Here is a 16,770-nt window from a genome sequence, read left to right on the forward strand (position 1 = left end):
TCATGACCTGGAATCTGCGACGTGAAGAAGTGCTCGATGGCGACCAGCTGCGCGCCATGCTGGAAGAAAGTCCGGCGAGTGCCGCACGGGCGATTCTCAGCGCCGCGCAGGCCAACATCGTCGACGCCCAGGCGCTGCTCGGGCAGATCCTGCTCGACGGCGCCGGCATCGAGCAGGACCCGTCGCTGGCGATGACGTGGTTCCAGATCGCCGCACGCAACGGGCATGCGATGGCCCATAACATGCTCGGTCGCTGCCACGAACATGGCTGGGGGTGCGAGCCAGATGCGGCGAAGGCCGCCGAGTGCTATCGACTGGCAGCGCAGGCCGACCTCGACTGGGGCTTCTATAACTACGGCAACCTGCTGGCCACTGGTCGGGGCGTCAATAAGGATCAGGCACGCGCACTGGCCTGCTACCGCAAGGCCGCACACATGGGTCATGCCAAATCAATGAACATGCTCGGCCGCTATCTGGAAGAAGGCGTGAGCTGCGAGCAGGATCTGCCCGCCGCGCACCACTGGTACCGACGCTCGGCAGAGGCCGGCGATTTTCGCGGTCAGTTCAGTCATGCGGCCGTTCTGGCTGATCAAGGAGACATTCAACAATCGCTGTACTGGTTTGGAACGGCTTTGCGCAATGGCAACCTCAACTTTCTGCGGGTCAGTCGCCAGACGCTGTTGTCGTCACCCCATCCAGAGATTAAAAGCCTGGCCATCGACTACTTCACCAAAGCATCGGCCATTGGCAATGCTGAAGATAAAGCAGCCCTGTCTCACTTTCTCAAAAACGCCAAAACGGCTGCATAAACACGTTCTGACACAGGTTTGAATTTAACGGCATTCCCCCGAATTAGCGGGGCGCAAGCCGTGGTGAGTTCTGCCTGTAAGTTCTCCTACAACAGCTGAAGGCATGGATGCTTTGACATAAGACTCAAGCGCCCACTAGTCTCAGATCACTGCCATAAAGGCAGTGATAGAAACTCCGTAATCGGCACCAGGATGGCGCCACTATCAAAGAAAGGACTCTTTCATGAATTATGCATTGAGCAATGCCTTCAACACCTCAACTAACAAGGCCGCCGAAGAAGCAGCGCTGGCACCAAGGGCGCTTATTGACGCCTCCCTTGGACAGCAGGAAGACAGTGTGCGCGCCACGGGTCTTATCCTGACCAAAGAGCAGATCATTGATCTGTATCGCTATGAACAAAAAGGCCTGCACTTACCCACCACCGCCGAAGCCGTCAGTGTTTACCTTGGCTATGACCAGCAAAACCCGCCAGGCCGTGGACTGGCAGTCAGCGACTTCACCAAAACGTTCAGTATTATCAAGGTCCATGCCAGTCAATGGGACGGTCTGCGCCAGCGAATCAAACTGATCAGCAGCGAGCTCAAACTCTTCGCGACCTTCATGAACACGACGGGAAAACGCGTGGTTCGGGAGTTGGACACTGTCTCTGCGTCGGACGCACTGAAAGATCTTGGAATTATCACGCTCGAAGACCTCAAGCGGGTCGAAAAGGAAATGGGCACCGCGCTTCCGGACATCACACTGAACGACGATGACAAAGACGCGGTTGAAAGCGTCAGCTATTTCCTGGATCGGATACTGGCTCGCGTCGATACTGAGGAAAAGCGCAGCAATCGCTTGAAAGCGGATCTGGACGCATTTTCTCGGGAACTGTCCAACACGGTTCGGCCCGAAATCTCGCTTCGCCTGGTCGCCATCGACAACAACAACTTCAAAGATGACGTGATCCGGCTTCAAAAAGAAATTGAAGACTTCGATAAACAAATCGACGAGAAGAGCGCCAGCTACAAACAGATGGTCAATGATTCACTAAGCGCTGCGTCCAAACTGAATGTGATTGGTTTGGGCATGGCCATCTACTTTGGTGTAGAGGCCGAAAAAGTCCGAAAGGAAAGAAACGCTCTTAAAAAACAGCGCAATGTTAAAAACACCGAGATGGGCACCAAAAGCACAGTACTTCGACGCCTTAACGACGTTAAAGGCGATATGCAGGACCTCGAATTGCTGACGCTTCAGGCTGATGTGGCAACCCAAAACCTCGTCACCGTCTGGAACAAACTTTATCTGTACATCAAAACTTCTCAAGAAGAGTCAAAACGCATTAACGACGCATTGAAAGTTCGCTTCCTGGCCTACCACTTCGAACAGGTCATCGAGCCATGGGCGCTGATTAAAGACGAGGCGGACGACCTGTATGCCGTATTCGCCGAAGCCGATGCAGAAATCAACAAAAATCGTTAATCAATACTCCTAAGGTTTTTCCAATGAATATCCTTCGTTTCAATACCGATGTAAACGCCGTATCGCCTGACATTGGCGTGGTCAAAGTCTGCATTCAGCAAATGCTCGACCTCACTGCCGTCGCCAATTTTTCGTTCGATCAAACACGCTATCTGCCGTCGATTCATGTAAAAGCGGCAGGACTGTATGGCTCGCTCACTCAAGCCGAGCGAGCACTGGATGAGGCGGCACTCAAGATGGAAGTGAGCGCCTCTCAAGGACTCAAGAAGCTCAATGCCCTGCGCGGCGCGATCACGGAAACAGCCTCCGACGATGATCTGGAGGATAACGCTTACTTCCGGGCGCAAGCGATCATTAGCCTCAAGCGGGGGATGAACGCTGCCGCGAAGGACGCACAGCAACGCTTTAAATCGCTTGCAGATGTGAGGTTCGACCCGGCACTCACCCGCAAATACAAAAGCGGGCTGGACGCCGAGCTGGCGCAATTGAATCTGGCGCAGATCGCCTCCGAAGAAAAAATCGAGGCGCTGGAGGTTTCACGAAAGGTCTTGAACGATGCAATGGCGGTGCTTGAGAAACGCAACTTTGCAGACATCGCCAAGGACACCGTGCTCAGCGTGGAGAACATCTCCGCAGTTGGCATGGCTGCTCCCGAAGCAGAGCTCATCAGGCTCGCTGTCGAGCATATGAAAAAGACCCTGGAAGACATCAGCAAAGCGCTTAACTATCTCACCATGTACGATCAGCGCGAACGCCTGATCAAGCAAATCGCAGCGTTTAAACCCGGCCACGATGAGCGAGCGGCCGACCTGAAGATGACCGCCGCTAAAATCACGGTGATCGACAGCGTTCATGCCCTGTATCAGACCTTCTTTAACGCGCGAGCTGAGTACGCAAAGTTCGATCAGGGGATTACTGCATTTTTCGACCATCTGGAACTGGGTGATAAAGCAGGATATGAGGACCGTTTCGTCTCCATCGCGCCATCGCTGATTGATTACCTGAAAACCATTCGCTGAAAGCTCACTATTCACAGCCGTGACGGCAAGGACGCCGTCACTGCCTGCACAGGACAAGGATGTCGATATGTCAGCACCTCTGTTTAAGTGGGCCCATTTCGATGCGCTCAATCGCTACCGCATTACCTTGCATCAGGCATTCGAGACCACCGAACGAATCAAGGCAGATCTTGGCCTGGCGTCGGATCAGGCGTTCATCCGCCTTCACCAGCCAGCACTTGAACACATGCACATTCAAGTACAGGCACAGCTTCGATACTGGCCCGAGATACTGGAGTGGCCCTACAGGATCTTTTACGAACAGTCGGATCTGGTGGCCGATCTTGAGCGCTTCAGTTCGGACTATTTCCGTGTCGTTGATGCGCTCACCCGCTCTGAACGCAAAAAATTGCTCTCGACACTGGATCTATCTCAACCGCCCTTCGAGTTGAACGGACGCCTGAAAATACTGAGTCCGACAGCAGGCTACCCTTTCGCTATGCAAGTGAAGCAGCAGGTATTTGATCTGTGGATCAAATACGATCGCGCTGCTTTTACGGCCAAAGATCTGTATTCGCGTTCATCGCTTGTTTTGCCGCGACTGGTGGATTTTATGCAGGGAGCCATCAACGCATACGCTAACAATCGGAAGCTCGACCCCATGGGTTCCGACGGCAGAATTGTCGGGGTCAGGGCGATGATCAATGACATGAAGAATCTGCATGCGCAAATCGGAGACGCCACGAGGGACCTGGGTGAGGGGTATGCAAATCTGGCGAGTTTTCTGTCCGGCTCGTTGAGTGACTTCAAAGACCTGTTCACGTCGATTTCGATTGAGCGGTTTGGGGAGATGATTGAATCAGCGATGCCTCGTCTTGAGTTGGCTGAAAAACTGATCAGCCACACAAGGCAGTGAAACAAAAAACCCGCGATCGCTCGCGGGTTTCTTTATGAACGGCAGCGTTTACACGTAGTAAGACTTCAGCGGCGGGAAGCCGTTGAACTCTACAGCGCTGTAGCTGGTGGTGTAGGCACCGGTGGACAGCCAGTACAGGCGGTCACCGATGGCCAGGTTCAGCGGCAAGCCGTACTTGTAGTTCTCGTACATGATGTCGGCGCTGTCGCAGGTCGGGCCAGCGATAACCACTTCTTCCACTTCGCCTTTCTTTTCGGTCCAGATCGGGAACTTGATGGCTTCGTCCATGGTTTCGATCAGGCCGGAGAACTTGCCCACATCCGTGTACACCCAACGCTCGACGGCAGTGCGGGATTTACGCGACACCAGCACCACTTCGCTGACCAGAATACCGGCGTTGGCGATCAACGAACGGCCCGGCTCCAGGATGATTTCCGGCAGGTCATCGCCGAAGTCTTCTTTCAGGTAGCGAATGATTTCTTCAGCGTAGGTTTCCAGGCTGTTGGTGCGGGTGATGTAGTTGGCCGGGAAGCCGCCGCCCATGTTGATCAGCTTGAGCACGATGCCGTCTTCTTCTTTCAGACGCTCGAAGATCACTTTCACTTTGGCGATCGCAGCGTCCCAGACGCTGATGTCACGCTGCTGCGAACCGACGTGGAACGAGATGCCGTAAGGCACCAGGCCGAGTTCACGGGCGAGGATCAAAAGGTCCATCGCCATGTCGGTCTGGCAACCGAACTTGCGTGAAAGAGGCCAGTCAGCCGTGGTCGAGCCTTCGGTGAGAATACGCACGTAGACTTTCGAGCCCGGCGCAGCCTTGGCGATGTTGCGCAGGTCGGCTTCGGAGTCGGTGGAGAACAGACGCACGCCCTTCTCGTAGAAGTAGCGAATGTCTTTGGATTTCTTGATGGTGTTGCCGTAGCTGATGCGATCCGGGCCAACGCCGCGATCCATCACTTTATCCAGCTCGTAGATCGAGGCGATGTCGAAACTCGAGCCTTTTTCCTTCAGCAGGTCGATGATCTCGACCGCAGGGTTGGCTTTGACCGCGTAATAAACTGTCGCAAATTCGAAGCCTGCACGCAGGTCGTCGTAGGCCTTGCTGATCATCGCGGTGTCGATGACCACGAACGGGGTTTCTTGCTTGTCGGCAAACGCCTTCATTTTCTCGAAGGTGCTTTTCTCGAAATAGTCTTCGACCTGGATCGACATGCGGGGACTCCTGTTGGCAAACGGTAAAAAACAATGGGTGTGAGCGCGCGGCTCGTGAACGTCCTCCGTATCCCCACTTTGGTTCGCCTACTTCCCAAGGCTGCTCGGCCGAAAGCAAAAAGGCCATCCGGTGATACACCACGGTTGGCCTTGCTGTCTCGTCGTCAGTACTTGAGCCGGATGGATCGTTTCCAGCATGGACGTTCGGCGCGAACTGTAGGACCTGAGGGGCCGGAGATCAACTAAAAATGTCGCGTTTCTGCCCGTTTTTGCCAGACGGGAATCCACGCGCGTTCAATCAACCCGTAGTAACCGACCGATGTGACAGGGTGATGTTCACCTTTCCGAAAAAAACACGGTGCCTGGGTGCTCCCGACCGCTCGACGCCCCTCCCTGCCATCTGTCGTCCACTGTCATTTCTGACAGGTTTCAAACGACCGCAAATGCTCAACACTGGTGCCTCATGACGAGAGGATGCGCCCCATGAAAACACCGCCGATCAACCACCCGACTGAACGAGCCGATGTACCGACTTCCGGTCCGTCAATAACGTCCTGGTTCTCGGAAAATGAGGCCGAACTGCTATACGTAGAGCAGTACGTGCCCACAGCCGGGGACAACATCCATATTTACTGGTCAGGCTGTAATTTCTATTTTGGTGAGCGCGGGGGATACGCAGGCATCCAGCACCAAAACGATAACCTGGTGGGGGGCCAGATTTTTACTTACAACAATATCTGTTCGATCTGGGACCTCGCCTCCGATCCGGCTGAAGCCGAGGTCCGCCTGGATTATGGGATTGAAGGCCTGTATTCAGGGCATTTCGGCGGCGAGGGCACTGGCCTGCACACCTCTCACCCGATGCCATGGCGCCTGGATCAGTGGTACGCCATCGTGATCAGACGTTGGTTCATTCCCGGCGAGTCGGTGACGCGCATGGGCATGTTCATGTACGCCTACGCCGACGCGAAATGGACGCACTATATGTCCGCTTCCGTTCCCGGCCCTGATATTCCCATTTCAGGGACTACCTGCACGGCCTTTCTGGAACGTTTCAATGGCGACGCGCTGGGCTACCACGGTTATTACGGCCAGCACTTCCGGATGAGCAAAGACGGTTCGTGGCAAAAACCGTCTCATTACGTGGCAACTGCCGGAGGCGACCCTGACACCTGGAATGCCATGCTGGTGGGTGACGGCGATAACGTTGGCGACGCCAACATCATGCTTATTGCCGGTGGCAGCTATGGCAATACCCACAGCACGATCCAGTTGGAGCCCAACCAGTTTGATCCTAAGCCGAAACCGGCGATGTTGACGGCAGCCATCTTATCCGTATCCGTCGTACCGCAAGTGGGTACCGAAGCAGTGATCGTGGCCTGGAAGAATGACGAGTCGACGCCACCGCAGTTGAGCTACTCAATAGAAATCCGCTCTCTCCCGGGAGATGTGCTCGTGGCGTTCGATGCCGAAGCGCTTCCTCAAAAACGATCGTCCATTTTTAGCACGGCGGTGTTCGCTGCCGGAGATTACGAGGTGACACTCACTGTCACCGACATCTTCAACCAGAGCTCTCTTCCGGCCGAAACCACATTCCGGGTCTCAGCACCGGTGAGGCGTTCCCGCAGCCTGTGGCGCAGAGTGCAAGCATGGGTGCGCAAATGTGCGCGTCGTTTTATGAACACGCGGTAGTCCGCTGCATGACAGGACGTTGCCACCCGCAGCGCCCTGTCAGGGATTCGCCACGAAAGCTACGTGTCCGTCAGACGTCGGCTACCTGATAATCAGAAAGGCCTTACCCGGCGCTCATCCTTCACTCCAGACCAGCAACAACCACCGCCATTACGATTGGGATCTCTCGGTCTTGCTACGAACACGACGTGACGCGCCAACTTGAGCTCTGACTCATGAATGATTTCTACCCGCGCTATATCAATCACGTCCCTTGGCAGTGCGTCCGTAATTTGTAGCGCGACCGATATCGTCGACTGCATTCAGTCTGTAGTCGCCGATGTGATTTAAAGACTCCTTATCTATCGGAACTAAAACTATTCAAGGAATTGACGATGTCACTAGAAGCCTATTTGCAGATCGAAGGTGTTCCCGGTGAAACCCTGTCAGAGGGCTACGAAAACTGGATCGAACTTCAAGACTTCGATCTCTCTGCCAGCCAAACAGCCTCCGCCACGTCTACCTCATCTGGCGGCGCTACTTCAGGCCGGGCTTATATGAGCGATATGCTTGTCCGAAAAGCGGTTGACAACGCAACCCCTAAACTTCATGAAGCGTGCTGTAGCGGAAAGCACTTTAAACAGGTATCGGTGCATCTATTTCGTGCAGGAGACCCAAAGGTCAAATACCTCGAAATAAAACTAGAAGAGGTCATCATCAGTTCATTCACAATACTAGGCAACGGTGATCACGAAAGTAGCTTTCCGAGCGAACTCGTTGCACTAAACTATGGAAGAATTCAGCTTATTTATGCAAAGCAAAGTCGACAGACAGGACAGAGCGCGGGGCAGATAGCCGGCGGCTGGGATGCCATCAGCAACAAGATATTCTCGTAATTCGCAAGCAAACTTGCAGGAGCAAAAAAATGAATTACGAAATGCCCGCTATAATTCCTCCGGGTGTTAATGTGGACGTCCATATGAAGATCGCGAATGAGCAATGGAACCGGGATCCTGCCACCGGGGCATTCATGAGTTGGTTTTACTACAAGGTTCGTAACCGCAGTCCATGGGATTACAAGCAGCAAAATCCTGCTTGGGAAGACTTCGGAAACTTTCACTATGGTGCCGTGGGTACGGCTGGGCAGCTGAGTGAGCAGCTTTTAGTAAGAGCGGCTGGGTATGCCCAAAAACAAGCCAAAACACAAAAGATTGATCATAATTGGGGTTATTGGTTCTGGCTTCCTCCATACGGGGATGACCCTAAAGACCAGAAGTGGATAAAAATGGGGATCTTGTATGCAAAATCCAAAGGATACTAAATTAAGACTCACCTACAAACATGCATTCTGGTTGCTTGTTGCGGTTTTGATTTTCAATGCATCGTTCGGCGACTTTTTTGAATTCGGAAGCGACGCAGATGAAGTAGTTTTGAAACGGCAGCTCCCTCAGGGCGACTGGCTATACATCAGCCGCTACGGCGCGATGGCGACTGATCGGGACACTTTGCGATTTTTTATCAGCAGACCGCTTGAGGGCGATGATTCAGAAGTGCTGAAACAGCTCAATAACGCGAGCGAATTCATGATCACGGACAGCGCCATGGATAATGTCCACATTCAAAACACGCCCAATGGCGTAGCGATAGAAGTCAAAGGGGCCGTCTATCGCTATTTCAGTAAAGAGTACGTCACTGAAGGCAATCAGTTAAGAAGCTACCGGATCACATTGACACAATCAGACGACAGCTCCAGAAACTGAACTCCGAACCGAAATGCTCATTAGTCCAAATCTACTGAACCCATGAGATGACGGCGGCATGGATTTAACTCGCACGGGGAAGTAATTAGTTTGCTCTACGCAATGACCAGCTCAAGATCCCAGTCTGGATCAACTGACCGAATAGGCTTGTAGGAATTCTAAAAATGAAAAGCCTTAAACTGAGACCCGCACTCTTGCTTACGACGGCCCTGATCGTGAGTTCAGTGGCGATCCTCAACATCGGCTACTACGACACACATTGGGCGGAAGACAACATCACCGTGTTCTTTATTAAAAAAGAACCCACCCTACAAATGAAATTCGAGAACATGATCGCGACCGATAGCGATTTCGATCCGGTGCATGAGCTAAGCAATAACGATCGCCAGGACTTGATCGATTACTGCCGATACCCTCTAGGTTATATCCCGCGAATAGAAAACGAAGCAGACAGAGATGGATGCCTCAAGGCATATATAGATTCATTCAAAAAGTAGTTGTCGGCATCAGGTTAGAATTTTCGAAACGCGGTTTCTACACTGCCGCGAACCTCACCGCCTATAAAAATCCGCTTCTACAGATGACGTGCATTGCATCTGCAGAAGCGAACCACCTGCGTTAAGCCAGCCCGGGCACGAAAAGCACCCAGGCCATTCGACTCAACTCAACGCAGCCTGCTCCGCCAACTCGGCCGGCGAAACGATGCTGGTCTTCATCCCGCGGGACTGGCCGGAACTCAGATAAGCCGCAATGGACTCCTGCGTCACTTCACCCAGGAACACATTTTCGGCATCCAGCACCGGCAGCCACGAGCGATTGAACTCGTACATGCGCGACAGCAGGATGCGCAGGTGTTCGTCGTAGGCAGCGGTGGCGTTGAACGGGCGCAGGTATTGCTCGCACGTGCCGGCCTGACGGTGCAGGTCGCGGCGGCGGACGTAACCCATGGCCTTGTTTTCGGCATCGGTGACGACCACGTAGCGGCGGTCGTTTTCGTCCATGATTTCCAGCGCATCGGCGACCGGGGTTTCCGGGCTCACGGACGGCGCGTTGTCTGCGGCGTCTTCGGCCTTGACCAGCAGCAGGCGCTTGAGCGTGCTGTCCTGGCCGACGAAGTTGCTGACGAAATCATCCGCCGGGTGCGCCAGCAGCGTGTCCGGATGGTCGATCTGCAGCAGCTTGCCGGCGCGGAAGATAGCGATCTTGTCGCCCAGCTTGATGGCTTCGTCGATGTCGTGGCTGACCATGATCACGGTCTTGTTCAGCGCGCGCTGCATCTCGAAAAACTCGTTCTGGATCATCTCGCGGTTGATCGGGTCGACCGCACCGAACGGCTCGTCCATCAGCAGCAGGGGCGCGTCTGCAGCCAGCGCACGAATCACGCCGATCCGCTGTTGCTGACCACCCGACAACTCGCGGGGGTAGCGATGCAGGTACTGCTTGGGTTCCAGCTTGATCATGCTCATCAGTTCGCGGGCGCGGTCGTGGCATTTCTGCTTGTCCCAACCCAGGAGCTTGGGCACGACCACGATGTTTTCTTCGATGGTCATGTTGGGGAACAGGCCGATCTGCTGAATCACGTAGCCGATGTTGCGGCGCAGGGTGACCTCGTCGAGACCGGTGGTGTCCTCGCCGTTGATCAGCACTTTGCCGGAGGTCGGCATGATCAGCCGGTTGATCATTTTCAGCGTCGTACTTTTGCCGCAACCCGACGGGCCCAGAAACACGCAGATCTCGCCTTCATTGACGGTCAGGCTCACTGAATCGACGGCCTTCACTTCCTTGCCGTTGCTCTGGAAAGTCTTGGTGAGGTTCTGCAGCTCAATCATTTGTTTGGCGATCATTTCAGGAGTCCTTTTGGAGTCAGCGAGCGTTGCAGCCATTGCAGAAGCAGGTCGGCGAAGATGGCCAGAATGCTGACCAGTACGGCGCCGACGATCAGCATCGACATATCGCTGCGGCTGATAGAAGCAAGAATAAGTACACCCAAGCCGCCGGCGCCAATGGTGGCGGCGATGGTCATGACGCCGATGTTCATGACCACGGCGGTGCGTACGCCAGCGAGGATCACCGGCACGGCGATCGGCAGTTCAACCATGCGCAGACGCTGGCCGAAAGTCATGCCGATGCCCTTGGCGGCTTCACGAATGCCGGGCTCGACGCCGGTCAGCGCCAGGTAGGTGTTGCGCATGATCGGCAGCAGCGAGTAGAGAAACACGGCGGTGATCGCCGGCATCGGGCCAAGGCCCTGACCGAACTTCGAATAGAACGGCAAGAGCAAGCCGAACAGGGCAATCGACGGGATGGTCAGCAGCACGGTGGCGCTGGCCTGCAACGGTCCGGCGAGGGTCGGGAAGCGCGTCATCAACACGCCCAGCGGCACACCGACGACGATCGCCAGCGTCACCGCGATGCCGACGAGTGTGATGTGTTGCAGGGTCAGGTGCATGACCTGATTCCAGTCCAGATGGGAGAAAGCGCTGAGGAAACTCATGGTTTCTCCTCCTGTTTTGCCGCCGGCGCCGGAGGGACAGGCACGCTGTCGGCGGAAGGATTGATCGGATGCTCGCGCAGGAATTCAGCCGCCACCACGGTAGGACTTTCATGGTCGACGTCGATGCGCGCGTTCAGCGTGCGCATGGTCTGGTTATCCAGCAGCGCGGCGAGCGGCTTGAGCAAGTCGGCCAGCTGCGGGTGCTTGTCCAGGTACTCTTTGCGGATGACCGGCGCCGCGGTGTAGTCCGGGAAGTAGTGCTTGTCGTCCGCCAGCACCTTGAGCTTGAACGCATTCAGACGGCCGTCGGTGGTGTAGACGAGGCCCGCAAAAACCTGCCCGTTGCGCAGCGCGGTGTAGACCAGGCCAGCGTCCATCTGACGGGTGTTTTCACGGCCCAGGTTCATGCCGTAATGCTTGACCATGCCCACCAGACCGTCGGAACGGTTGGCGAACTCGGTGTCCAGCGCAACGATGTGGCCCTTGTCGGCCTCAGCCTTGAGCACCGTGGTCAGGTCGGACATGTTGTTGACCTGCGGATACTGCTGCGCAATTTTGTCCGGCAGCGCCAGCGCGTAGGTGTTGTTGAACTTGGAGGGGGACAGCCAGACCAGCCCCTTCTTGGCGTCCAGCTCCTTGACGCGCTGATAGGTCTGCTCGCTGTCGAGCTTCTCATCAACATGGTTGTAGGCAACCAGCGACACGCCGGTGTACTCCCACAGCAGATCCAACTGGCCGCTTTCCTGAGCACTGCGCGCCAGGTTACTGCCAAGGCCGCCGGTGATCTGAACCTGATAGCCCTTGTCGCGCAGGTACTGCGCGGTCAGTTCGGCCAGCATGGTCTGCTCGGTGAACACCCGCGCGCCGATGCGCAGCACGGGCATTTCGGCCGGTGCATCCGCGGCCTGGGCGAAACCGGACAGCAACATCCCGACGCCCATGATTAATGTGCATAACTTCTTCATACCAATTCCTTTCTCAGCGGGGCTCGACTTATCGAGCCAGGCCGCGTTCCAGCCAGAGACGGCTTGCCAGGGTCACGGCGCCATCGAGCAACAATGCGAGCAACGCGGTACACGCGGCGCCCAGCACCAGTTGTGGCTGATTGTTCAGGGCGATGCCGGGGAAAATCAGGCTGCCCAGGCTGTTCGCGCCAATGAGGAACGCCAGTGGCGCCGTCCCGACGTTGATCGCCAGGGCCACGCGCACACCGCCGATGATGATCGGCACGGCATTGGGCAACTCGACACGCCACAGCACCTGGCGCGGTGTCATGCCGATGCCGCGGGCGGCTTCTTTGAGAGAACCCTGAACGTTTTTCAGGCCTTCGTAGGTGTTGCGCACGATGGGCAACAACGAAGCGAGGAACAAAGCGAAGATCGCCGGACCGCTGCCGATGCCCAGAATACCCAGAGCGATGGCCAGTACGGCGAGAGGAGGAACGGTGTTACCGATGTTGAAGATCTGCATGAAGCGTTCGGCGCGGCCAACCATGTTCGGTCGGCTAAGGACAATGCCGGTCGGGATCCCGACCACCAGTGCCGCCAGCATCGAAGCCAGCACAAGCACCACATGGGCTTGCAGATAAAACAGCAGATCATCCTGATATTGCCTGATGGTACTGATGCCGATCCATTGGACCAGCAGGGCCAGGAGTGCGATGACAATCACACCTCCCAACAGCCCCTTGCCATAGCGATTTGCCACGGGCGGACTCCTTATTTCAGTCGGCGAACGTCTGGCGTGGAACTGGCCTCTTCAGGCAGCACGCGAACGTTCGCGAAGAGCAGCGGGTGGGTCGCCGGAAAGGTTGATACCTCGGCGAAAACACAAGCCATGAGCGCAGCTTCGTCAAGCTAACTTGCTGATTTTGCGACCCTTGGCGTGTAGCGATACCAGGGAATGGACGTCTCCTTAACCGCAAAGGTTCCCACGTGCGATGGTATCTGGCCACCCTTTATTGACTGAACGGTTCGGTTATTGCTCCGGTTTGGGCTATAATCGCCGCCCTTTTTTTGAATCACCTCTCGGGCGATTTCCCATGACCAGACAGGCCGCCGAAGTCGCGAAACGCCGCACTTTCGCCATCATTTCCCACCCCGATGCGGGTAAGACCACCATCACTGAAAAGCTGCTGCTGATGGGCAAGGCCATTTCCGTCGCCGGTACGGTGAAGTCGCGTAAATCCGACCGCCACGCCACGTCCGACTGGATGGAAATGGAGAAGCAGCGCGGCATTTCCATCACCACCTCGGTCATGCAGTTCCCGTATCGCGATCACATGATCAACCTGCTCGACACTCCGGGCCACGAAGACTTTTCCGAAGACACCTACCGCACGTTAACCGCTGTCGACTCGGCGCTGATGGTGCTCGATGGCGGTAAAGGGGTTGAGCCCCGCACCATCGCACTGATGGACGTCTGCCGCCTGCGCGATACGCCGATCGTGAGCTTCATCAACAAGCTCGACCGCGACATTCGCGACCCGATCGAGCTGCTCGACGAGATCGAAGCGGTCCTGAAGATCAAGGCCGCGCCCATCACCTGGCCGATCGGTTGCTACCGCGACTTCAAGGGTGTATATCACCTCGCCGACGACTACATCATCGTGTACACCGCCGGTCACGGTCATGAGCGTACCGAGGTGAAAATCATCGAGAAGCTCGACTCCGACGAAGCGCGCGCTCATCTGGGTGATGAGTACGATCGCTTTGTCGATCAGCTGGAGTTGGTGCAAGGCGCCTGTCATGAGTTCAACCAGCAGGAATTCCTCGACGGCCAACTGACGCCGGTGTTCTTCGGTACCGCGCTCGGCAACTTCGGTGTCGACCACGTACTGGATGCGGTCGTTAACTGGGCGCCGAAGCCACTGGCCCGCGTCGCTAACGAGCGCACGGTGGAGCCGGTCGAGGAGAAGTTCACCGGCTTCGTGTTCAAGATCCAGGCGAACATGGACCCCAAGCACCGCGACCGCATCGCGTTCATGCGCATCTGCTCGGGCAAGTACGACAAGGGCATGAAGATGCGCCATGTGCGCACCGGCAAGGACGTGCGCATCGGTGACGCGCTGACGTTCTTCTCAAGCGAGCGCGAACAGCTGGAAGAAGCCTACGCCGGCGACATCATCGGCCTGCACAACCACGGCACGATTCAGATCGGCGACACCTTCAGCGAAGGCGAGGCGTTGGGTTTCACCGGCATCCCGCACTTCGCACCGGAGCTGTTCCGCCGCGTACGCCTGAAGGATCCGCTGAAGTCCAAGCAGCTGCGTCAGGGCCTGCAGCAACTGGCCGAGGAAGGCGCCACTCAGGTGTTCTTCCCGCAGCGCAGCAACGACATCATCCTCGGCGCCGTCGGTGTGCTGCAGTTCGATGTGGTTGCCAGCCGCTTGAAGGAAGAATACAAAGTCGAATGCGCCTACGAGCCGATCACCGTGTGGTCAGCCCGCTGGATCGATTGCAGCGACAAGAAGAAGCTCGAGGAATTCGAGAACAAGGCCGTGGAAAACCTGGCCGTGGACGGCGGTGGTCACCTGACCTACCTCGCGCCAACCCGGGTCAACCTGGCCTTGATGGAAGAACGCTGGCCTGACGTGAAATTCCGCGCAACGCGGGAGCATCACTAAGCACGCCTGACCCGGTGTGATCGTTCCCACGCTCTGCGTGGGAATGCCGCTACTGACGCTCCGCGTCAGCCGACTGCGGACGCGGAGCGTCCATGGATGCATTCCCCCGCGGAGCGTGGGAACGATCAGTTGTCCCCCTACTTCACCACCATCCCCACGCCCCGCCCACGGGGATCGGACGCGGTTTCGACTTTCGCGCCGTCAATCTTGATCGCCTGCACATTGCCCATCGACCAGCCTTGGTCCTTCACCGTGTAACCCATGGCCGTCAGCTCGTCGGCCACCGGGGTCGCCAGCGGTGCAAATTTCTCGGTGTAGATCGTGTCCTTCGGCAGCAACTGGTGATGAACCCGCTGCGCCGCAACCGCGTCTTTGAGCGGCATGTGGAAGTCATAGATATTGTTCAGCACCTGAAACACCGTGGTGAAAATCCGTGAGCCACCCGGCGTGCCCAGCACCAGCGTCACTGCGCCGTCGCGGGTGACCAGACTCGGGCTCATTGAGGACAACATGCGCTTGCCGGGCTGGATAGCATTGGCATCCCCGCCCACCACGCCAAACGCATTGGCAACGCCCGGCTTGGAACTGAAATCATCCATCTCGTCGTTCAGCAAAAAGCCCCCGCCCTTCACCACCACGCCGCTGCCGTAATCCCAGTTCAGGGTGTAGGTGTTGCTGACCGCGTTGCCCTTGGCATCGACGATAGAGAAGTGGGTGGTCTGGTGCGACTCAAGCCCGGCCTTTACGTTCTCGGTGGGCGAAATTGCCGTCGGGTTGACCTCGTGGGCGCGCTTGGCCAGATAGGCGTTGTCGGTCAACTGACTCACCGGCGCCACTGAAAAGTCCGGATCCCCCAAGTAGTTGGCGCGATCGGCGAACACGCGTTTTTCAATCTCAGCGAGCAAGTGGATGTAGCGCGCCGAGTTGAGCGGCACGTCTTTGAAATCATCAGAAAGCAGCTGCTTCATGCCGATCAACTGCGCCAGCGCGATACCGCCGGAACTGGGCAGCGGCGCGGTGTAGAGCGTGTTGCCGTTGAAGTTCACATGGAGCGGCTTGCGCCAGATCGCCTTGTAATCGTGCAGGTCCTCTTTGGTGATCAGGCCGTTGTCGTGCTGCATTTGCGCCACCAGCAAGTCAGCCGTCTGGCCCTGGTAAAACTCGTTGGCGCCCTTGTTGGCGATGCGTTCCAGGGTCTTGGCCAGCTCCGGCTGACGGAAGGTCTCGCCGGTCTTCATGTCGCCAAAGTAATCCGCGAAATTGGTTTTGCCGTTGAGCTGCTTGATCGCCTCGGCACCATACATGTACTGCTTGTCGGCGACCTTGAAACCGTTTTTGGCGTAACCAATGGCAGGCGTCAGCAACTCGGCCCACGGCAGCTTGCCGAATTTCTGGTGGGCTTCCCACAGCCCCATCACCGTGCCGGGCACCCCAGACGCGCGTGCGCCCACCAGACTCATGCCCGGAATGACCTCGCCCTTCTCGTCCAGGTACATGTTGCGCGTCGCCGCTTTCGGCGCGGCTTCGCGGTAGTCGAGAAAGTATGGTCGGCCGTTCATGAACAGGGTCATAAAGCCACCGCCGCCAATGTTGCCCGCTTCGGGGTAGGTGACCGCCAGGGTGAACGCCGTGGCGACTGCGGCATCGACGGCGTTGCCGCCTTTTTTCAGAATCTGCGCGGCGACCTGGGCACCGTATTGATCCGGGGACGCGACGGCGCCGCCTTCCAGCATCACCGCATACACCGGCGAACTCGCGGCGAAGATCACCGACAGGGCAAGGGTTTTGAGGGTCACTGCACGCATGGGGCTTCCTTGATGACG

16 protein-coding genes are annotated in these 16,770 nt (G+C 56.5%); 10 read left to right on the plus strand and 6 right to left on the minus strand.

The window, feature by feature from the left end:
* The first annotated feature begins 2 nt into the window (after positions 1-2).
* From IFT99_RS11775 to IFT99_RS11790, 4 genes are all read left to right on the plus strand, one after another.
* Positions 3-809, plus strand: a complete 807-nt coding sequence (locus tag IFT99_RS11775; protein ID WP_192132430.1) for a tetratricopeptide repeat protein — start codon at positions 3-5, stop codon at positions 807-809.
* Positions 810-1,032: 223 nt separating this feature from the next.
* Complete coding sequence (locus IFT99_RS11780; RefSeq protein WP_192132432.1) at positions 1,033-2,271, plus strand: alpha-xenorhabdolysin family binary toxin subunit A; 1,239 nt, start codon at positions 1,033-1,035, stop codon at positions 2,269-2,271.
* 23 nt (positions 2,272-2,294) lie between these two features.
* A complete protein-coding gene (locus IFT99_RS11785) occupies positions 2,295-3,290 on the plus strand; it encodes an alpha-xenorhabdolysin family binary toxin subunit B (RefSeq protein WP_192132434.1) in 996 nt (331 codons plus the stop codon).
* A 67-nt stretch (positions 3,291-3,357) separates the two neighbouring features.
* A complete protein-coding gene (locus IFT99_RS11790) occupies positions 3,358-4,185 on the plus strand; it encodes a hypothetical protein (protein ID WP_192132436.1) in 828 nt (275 codons plus the stop codon).
* 48 nt (positions 4,186-4,233) lie between these two features.
* Here IFT99_RS11790 and IFT99_RS11795 read toward each other — a convergent pair whose 3' ends face one another.
* Positions 4,234-5,397 (minus strand): type III PLP-dependent enzyme, encoded by a 1,164-nt coding sequence (locus IFT99_RS11795; protein ID WP_065990209.1) that lies wholly within the window; start codon positions 5,395-5,397, stop codon positions 4,234-4,236.
* A 483-nt stretch (positions 5,398-5,880) separates the two neighbouring features.
* On the opposite strand from IFT99_RS11795, the gene IFT99_RS11800 reads away from it, so the two are divergent.
* The 5 genes from IFT99_RS11800 to IFT99_RS11820 all read left to right on the plus strand — a co-directional run bounded on the left by IFT99_RS11800 (position 5,881) and on the right by IFT99_RS11820 (position 9,325).
* On the plus strand, positions 5,881-7,089 hold the full coding sequence (locus IFT99_RS11800; RefSeq protein ID WP_192132438.1) for a DUF3472 domain-containing protein: 1,209 nt from the start codon (positions 5,881-5,883) through the stop codon (positions 7,087-7,089).
* A gap of 374 nt (positions 7,090-7,463) precedes the next feature.
* On the plus strand, positions 7,464-7,964 hold the full coding sequence (locus IFT99_RS11805; protein WP_192132441.1) for an Hcp family type VI secretion system effector: 501 nt from the start codon (positions 7,464-7,466) through the stop codon (positions 7,962-7,964).
* A 29-nt stretch (positions 7,965-7,993) separates the two neighbouring features.
* Positions 7,994-8,389, plus strand: a complete 396-nt coding sequence (locus IFT99_RS11810) for a polymorphic toxin type 44 domain-containing protein (RefSeq protein WP_192132443.1) — start codon at positions 7,994-7,996, stop codon at positions 8,387-8,389.
* Positions 8,367-8,828, plus strand: coding sequence for a hypothetical protein (locus tag IFT99_RS11815; RefSeq protein ID WP_192132445.1), 462 nt, complete (start codon positions 8,367-8,369; stop codon positions 8,826-8,828). Before IFT99_RS11810 ends, IFT99_RS11815 begins: the two co-directional genes overlap by 23 nt.
* Before the next feature lie 164 nt (positions 8,829-8,992).
* A complete protein-coding gene (locus tag IFT99_RS11820) occupies positions 8,993-9,325 on the plus strand; it encodes a hypothetical protein (RefSeq protein ID WP_192132447.1) in 333 nt (110 codons plus the stop codon).
* Positions 9,326-9,487: 162 nt separating this feature from the next.
* Here the strand turns inward: IFT99_RS11820 and IFT99_RS11825 are convergent, their stop codons facing one another.
* From IFT99_RS11825 to IFT99_RS11840, 4 genes are read right to left on the minus strand one after another with little or no spacing between them, the layout of a single operon-like run.
* Complete coding sequence (locus tag IFT99_RS11825; protein WP_065990273.1) at positions 9,488-10,657, minus strand: osmoprotectant ABC transporter ATP-binding protein OsmV; 1,170 nt, start codon at positions 10,655-10,657, stop codon at positions 9,488-9,490.
* 11 nt (positions 10,658-10,668) lie between these two features.
* Positions 10,669-11,322 carry an ABC transporter permease gene (locus IFT99_RS11830; RefSeq protein ID WP_065990219.1) on the minus strand — a complete coding sequence of 218 codons (654 nt, stop codon included), beginning with the start codon at positions 11,320-11,322 and terminating at the stop codon, positions 10,669-10,671.
* A complete protein-coding gene (locus tag IFT99_RS11835; RefSeq protein ID WP_192132449.1) occupies positions 11,319-12,287 on the minus strand; it encodes a glycine betaine ABC transporter substrate-binding protein in 969 nt (322 codons plus the stop codon). Before IFT99_RS11835 ends, IFT99_RS11830 begins: the two co-directional genes overlap by 4 nt.
* A gap of 28 nt (positions 12,288-12,315) precedes the next feature.
* A complete protein-coding gene (locus IFT99_RS11840; protein WP_065990221.1) occupies positions 12,316-13,029 on the minus strand; it encodes an ABC transporter permease in 714 nt (237 codons plus the stop codon).
* Positions 13,030-13,363: 334 nt separating this feature from the next.
* Here IFT99_RS11840 and IFT99_RS11845 point away from each other — a divergent pair, with 334 nt between their 5' ends.
* A complete protein-coding gene (locus tag IFT99_RS11845; RefSeq protein WP_065990225.1) occupies positions 13,364-14,947 on the plus strand; it encodes a peptide chain release factor 3 in 1,584 nt (527 codons plus the stop codon).
* Between the two features lie 137 nt (positions 14,948-15,084).
* Here the strand turns inward: IFT99_RS11845 and ggt are convergent, their stop codons facing one another.
* The gene (gene ggt, locus IFT99_RS11850; RefSeq protein ID WP_192132451.1) at positions 15,085-16,752 is read right to left on the minus strand and encodes a gamma-glutamyltransferase; all 1,668 of its coding nucleotides are present in this window, start codon (positions 16,750-16,752) and stop codon (positions 15,085-15,087) included.
* Between the last annotated feature and the right edge of the window lie 18 nt (positions 16,753-16,770).

Source organism: Pseudomonas sp. CFBP 8772 (assembly GCF_014841665.1).
In the GTDB taxonomy this organism is placed as follows: domain Bacteria; phylum Pseudomonadota; class Gammaproteobacteria; order Pseudomonadales; family Pseudomonadaceae; genus Aquipseudomonas; species Aquipseudomonas graminis_B.

Coding starts and splice junctions, on each gene's coding strand:
- IFT99_RS11775 (WP_192132430.1), top strand. CDS start 3: ATGACCTGGAATCTGCGACGTGAAGAAGTGCTCGATGGCGACCAGCTG.
- IFT99_RS11780 (WP_192132432.1), top strand. CDS start 1,033: ATGAATTATGCATTGAGCAATGCCTTCAACACCTCAACTAACAAGGCC.
- IFT99_RS11785 (WP_192132434.1), top strand. CDS start 2,295: ATGAATATCCTTCGTTTCAATACCGATGTAAACGCCGTATCGCCTGAC.
- IFT99_RS11790 (WP_192132436.1), top strand. CDS start 3,358: ATGTCAGCACCTCTGTTTAAGTGGGCCCATTTCGATGCGCTCAATCGC.
- IFT99_RS11795 (WP_065990209.1), bottom strand. CDS start 5,397: ATGTCGATCCAGGTCGAAGACTATTTCGAGAAAAGCACCTTCGAGAAA.
- IFT99_RS11800 (WP_192132438.1), top strand. CDS start 5,881: ATGAAAACACCGCCGATCAACCACCCGACTGAACGAGCCGATGTACCG.
- IFT99_RS11805 (WP_192132441.1), top strand. CDS start 7,464: ATGTCACTAGAAGCCTATTTGCAGATCGAAGGTGTTCCCGGTGAAACC.
- IFT99_RS11810 (WP_192132443.1), top strand. CDS start 7,994: ATGAATTACGAAATGCCCGCTATAATTCCTCCGGGTGTTAATGTGGAC.
- IFT99_RS11815 (WP_192132445.1), top strand. CDS start 8,367: ATGCAAAATCCAAAGGATACTAAATTAAGACTCACCTACAAACATGCA.
- IFT99_RS11820 (WP_192132447.1), top strand. CDS start 8,993: ATGAAAAGCCTTAAACTGAGACCCGCACTCTTGCTTACGACGGCCCTG.
- IFT99_RS11825 (WP_065990273.1), bottom strand. CDS start 10,657: ATGATTGAGCTGCAGAACCTCACCAAGACTTTCCAGAGCAACGGCAAG.
- IFT99_RS11830 (WP_065990219.1), bottom strand. CDS start 11,322: ATGAGTTTCCTCAGCGCTTTCTCCCATCTGGACTGGAATCAGGTCATG.
- IFT99_RS11835 (WP_192132449.1), bottom strand. CDS start 12,287: ATGAAGAAGTTATGCACATTAATCATGGGCGTCGGGATGTTGCTGTCC.
- IFT99_RS11845 (WP_065990225.1), top strand. CDS start 13,364: ATGACCAGACAGGCCGCCGAAGTCGCGAAACGCCGCACTTTCGCCATC.
- ggt (WP_192132451.1), bottom strand. CDS start 16,752: ATGCGTGCAGTGACCCTCAAAACCCTTGCCCTGTCGGTGATCTTCGCC.